5 protein-coding genes and 1 pseudogene are annotated in these 4,306 nt (G+C 37.5%); all 6 read right to left on the bottom strand.

The features are described from left to right. Positions 1-150 precede the first annotated feature (150 nt). Positions 151-1,020 (bottom strand): immunity 53 family protein, encoded by an 870-nt coding sequence (locus RHTP_RS07420; RefSeq protein ID WP_138107493.1) that lies wholly within the window; start codon positions 1,018-1,020, stop codon positions 151-153. Positions 1,021-1,031: 11 nt separating this feature from the next. Next, positions 1,032-1,487, bottom strand: coding sequence for a hypothetical protein (locus tag RHTP_RS07415; protein ID WP_138107492.1), 456 nt, complete (start codon positions 1,485-1,487; stop codon positions 1,032-1,034). 49 nt (positions 1,488-1,536) lie between these two features. Then, positions 1,537-2,403, bottom strand: a complete 867-nt coding sequence (locus RHTP_RS07410) for an immunity 53 family protein (RefSeq protein WP_138107491.1) — start codon at positions 2,401-2,403, stop codon at positions 1,537-1,539. An 11-nt stretch (positions 2,404-2,414) separates the two neighbouring features. After that, positions 2,415-2,810, bottom strand: a complete 396-nt coding sequence (locus RHTP_RS07405; protein WP_138107490.1) for a hypothetical protein — start codon at positions 2,808-2,810, stop codon at positions 2,415-2,417. A 105-nt stretch (positions 2,811-2,915) separates the two neighbouring features. Beyond that, on the bottom strand, positions 2,916-3,788 hold the full coding sequence (locus RHTP_RS08995) for an immunity 53 family protein (protein WP_138107481.1): 873 nt from the start codon (positions 3,786-3,788) through the stop codon (positions 2,916-2,918). Between the two features lie 11 nt (positions 3,789-3,799). Continuing rightward, positions 3,800-4,306 (bottom strand): annotated as a pseudogene (locus RHTP_RS08845) (hypothetical protein); the annotation flags it as partial.

Genomic DNA, 4,306 nt, shown 5'->3' with positions numbered 1-4,306 from the left:
GGAATTGTACAGCTGAGAGAGTGATATAAAAAGAAAAGTTTTAATGAAGATATCGCAAGCGAGCCCTGCATAGCTCGCGGAGACGATACGAATGAAGATAGAAAAATTTATGTTCTAAGTGTCTAAAAAATGGTTGCAATATCACTACACCTATGGATATCTCTCCAAAAAACGACCAGCAACTCGAAACTCTCTACCGGTCTCAAATTTTATAAGATAAATCCAATCCCCTAATTCTGATTGATATTTTTTTGCAATGTCTTCAAATTTAATTTCCGACATGCCGCATACAACCCCAATCTCTCCTGGACAAAACTGCTCTGGAGCATCTTGCTTAATAATAACATAATCATTCCACGCATATTCATTATTTTTAGATGGCTCATTTTCAATCACCCAATGACGAAATACTTTCAAAACTTCTGGTAAGTTTCTAACGCCACATCTTCCTTCAAATTTAGTGTTCTTAACTGTACAAAGTATCCAATCTTCTTCCGATCGATCTATTTTTATCTCTTGGAAATTTGCATATTCTAGATCTGTCTCGTTCAAATCTATTATTAATGACCAACCAGGATTGTCAATATTCTCGAGAGAGACTCCATAAGTATGTTCCCAATCCCCATCACAGTTATCTTGATACCACTGTTGAAGCCATAAAAAATCATCTTCTATCATAAGATTTTCTTTTATTTTGATATTTTCCAAGGTAAAATCGAATGATTCATTTTCAACCCAATGACGAAATACTTTCAAAACTCCCGGTAAGTTTTCAACACCACAGGCTGAATCGAATTTAGTATCTCTAATTTTACAAACTGTCCAATTTTCTTCAGATCGTCCTATGTCCTTTATCTCTTGGAAGTTTTTATTTGCTAGTTCTGTATCTTTCAAATTTATTGCTAGCCACCAACCAGGATTGTCAAGAGTCCTTAGTTGAATTCGATCGCCGGTTTCCCAATCTTTATTACAGTTATCTTGATACCACTGCTGAAGCCATAAAAAATCGTCTTCTTCCATAAATTCTTCCGTTATTTTGGTATTTCCCAAGGTAAAGCTGGTCTAATTCCTCCCGGACAAGCGGGATCATGGACATGAGGAGTATCTATGTATTTATCTAAAAAGTCGTTATAGTGAGGCCCACCACTTCCTGGACCATCATATCTTTTTACACTTTCATAAGGAGCTGGATCTCTAGGATTGGTCTGTGGTTTAAAGGTTTCGTACTTTATCACTTGACCAGTCTTCGGGTGTCTTCTGAATACACTATGTGCGACGACGCCTTTTGTGTCTGGATCTGGCTTTAGTCGCTCTGATCTTCCACTCCCTTTACCAGTTCCTTTTTTTGAAGCATTGCTCGGGCCTTGTGTGGTAGAAGAGTTTTTAAAAAGGAGGTTATCGTAACCTCTTTCGTAAATGACCTGAGACACTTTATAGCCTGCGTAAGCAGCAATTCCTGTGAGCGCTGTAATAAGCAACCGGAACAACAAAAGCTGTTATAAAGAGGGCAAATCATAAAGGTTTCATGCCTTATCACTATACTTCTGAGTATTTCTCCAAAAAACGACCAGCAACTCGAATCTCTCTACCGGTCTTAAATTTTATAATATAAATCCAATCCCCTAACTCTGAGAAAAATTCTTTTGCAATGTCTTCAAATTTGATTTCCCACATGTAACACACAACCCCAGTCCTTCCTGGACAAAACTGCTCTGGAGCATCTTTCTTAATAATAACATGATCATCCCACTCATATTCATTATTTTTAGATGGCTCATTTTCAATCACCCAATGACGAAATACTCTTAAAACTTCCGGTAGATTTTCAACACCACATCTTGCTTCAAATTTAAGACTCTTAACTTCACAAAATATCCAATCTTGCTGAGATCGATCTATTTTTATCTGTTGAAAATTTGTATATTCTAGTTGTGTATCTTCCACATTTATTGTTAATGACCAGCCAGGATTGCTAGTAGTCCTTAGTTGGATTCCACTACCGTGTTCCCAGTCTCCATTACAGTAATCTTGAAACCACTGTTGCAGCCATGAAAAATCGTCTTCCTCTATAGATTCTTCCGTTATTTTGGTACTCTCCAAGGCAAAATCGAATGGTTCATTTTCAGCCCAATAACGAAATACTTTCAAAACTCCCGGTAAGTTTTCAACACCACCCCATGCTTTAAATTTAGTATCCTTAACCTCACAAAATATCCAGTCTTCTTCCGATCGATCTATTTTTATCTTTCGGAAATTTTTACTTTTTAATTCTGTATCTTCCAAATCTATTGTTAATGACCAACCAGGATTGTCAAGAGTTCTAAAACAGATCCTACTAGCATGTTCCCAATTTCCATTGCAATGAGCTTGATACCACTGCTGAAGCCATAAAAAATCTTTCATACATACTTCCTTTATTTTGGTATTTCCCAAGGTAAAGGTGGTCTAATCCCTCCTGGACAAGCAGGATCATGAACATGAGGGACTTCTATCTCTTGGTCTAAAACCTTATTCCGATGAGACCCAGCTCCTGGACCATCATATCTTTTTACACTTTCATAAGGAGCTGGGTCTCTAGGATTGGTTTGTGGTTTAAAGGTTTCGTACTTTATCACTTTATTAGTCTCCGGGTGTCTTCTGAACACACTATGTGCGACGACGCCTTTTGTGTCTGGATCTGGCTTTAATTTGTCTGGCCTTCCACTCCCTTTACCAGTTCCTTTTTTTGAAGCATTGCTCGGTCCTCGGACTGTAGAAGAGTTTTTAAAAAGAACGTTATCGTAACCTCTTTCGTAAATGACCTGAGACACTTTGTAGCCTGCATAAGCAGCAATTCCTGTGAGTGCTGTATAAGCAACCGGAACAACAAAAGCTGTTATAAAGAGGGCAAATCATAAAGGTTTCATGCCTTATCACTATACTTCTGAGTATTTCTCCAAAAAACGACCAGCAACTCGAATCTCTCTACCGGTCTTAAATTTTATAATATAAATCCAATCCCCTAACTCTGAGAAAAATTCTTTTGCAATGTCTTCAAATTTGATTTCCGACATGCCGCATACAACCCCAATCTCTCCTGGACAAAACTGCTCTGGAGCATCTTGCTTAATAATAACATAATCATTCCACGCATATTCATTATTTTTAGATGGCTCATTTTCAATCACCCAATGACGAAATACTTTCAAAACTTCTGGTAAGTTTCTAACGCCACATCTTCCTTCAAATTTAGTGTTCTTAACTGTACAAAGTATCCAATCTTCTTCCGATCGATCTATTTTTATCTCTTGGAAATTTGCATATTCTAGATCTGTCTCGTTCAAATCTATTATTAATGACCAACCAGGATTGTCAATATTCTCGAGAGAGACTCCATAAGTATGTTCCCAATCCCCATCACAGTTATCTTGATACCACTGTTGAAGCCATAAAAAATCATCTTCTATCATAAGATTTTCTTTTATTTTGATATTTTCCAAGGTAAAATCGAATGATTCATTTTCAACCCAATGACGAAATACTTTCAAAGTTCCTGGTAAGTTTTCAATACCACATCTTCCTTCAAATTTAGTGTTCTTAACTGTACAAAGTATCCAATCTTCTTCCGATCGATCTATTTTTATCTTTTGGAAATTTTTACTTTCTAACTCTGTATCTTCCAAATCTATTGTTAATGACCAACCAGGATTGTCAATATTCCCTATTTGAATTCTATCATCTTGCTCCCAATTTCCATTGCAATGGACTCGAAACCATTGTTGAAGCCATAAAAAATCATCTTCTTTCATAGATTTTTCCTTTATTTTGGGATTTCCCAAGGTAAAGCTGGTCTAATGCCTCCTGGACAAGAGGGATCATGAACATGAGGGACTTCTATCTCTTGGTCTAAAACCTTATTCCGATGAGACCCAGCTCCTGGACCATCATATCTTTTTACACTTTCATAAGGAGCTGGGTCTCTAGGATTGGTTTGTGGTTTAAAGGTTTCGTACTTTATCACTTTATTAGTCTCCGGGTGTCTTCTGAACACACTATGTGCGACGACGCCTTTTGTGTCTGGATCTGGCTTTAATTTGTCTGGCCTTCCACTCCCTTTACCAGTTCCTTTTTTTGAAGCATTGCTCGGTCCTCGGACTGTAGAAGAGTTTTTAAAAAGAACGTTATCGTAGCTTCTTTCGTAAATGACCTGAGACACTTTGTAGCCTGCGTAAGCAGCAATTCCTGTGAGTGCTGTATAAGCAACTGGGACAATAAAAGCTGTTAAAGAGGGAAGAACTAATTCTGCACCCCAGACTAAAAGGGGTAT

The sequence above is a fragment of the Candidatus Rhabdochlamydia sp. T3358 genome (genome assembly GCF_901000775.1).
Lineage (GTDB): Bacteria > Chlamydiota > Chlamydiia > Chlamydiales > Rhabdochlamydiaceae > Rhabdochlamydia.
The sequence above is the reverse complement of the archived record's forward strand: the minus strand, read 5'-3'. Positions and strand labels throughout refer to the sequence as shown.

Bases quoted from the DNA above. Each gene is read 5' to 3' on its own strand.
- RHTP_RS07420 (WP_138107493.1), bottom strand. From the start codon at position 1,020: ATGGAAGAAGACGATTTTTTATGGCTTCAGCAGTGGTATCAAGATAAC.
- RHTP_RS07410 (WP_138107491.1), bottom strand. From the start codon at position 2,403: ATGAAAGATTTTTTATGGCTTCAGCAGTGGTATCAAGCTCATTGCAAT.
- RHTP_RS08995 (WP_138107481.1), bottom strand. From the start codon at position 3,788: ATGAAAGAAGATGATTTTTTATGGCTTCAACAATGGTTTCGAGTCCAT.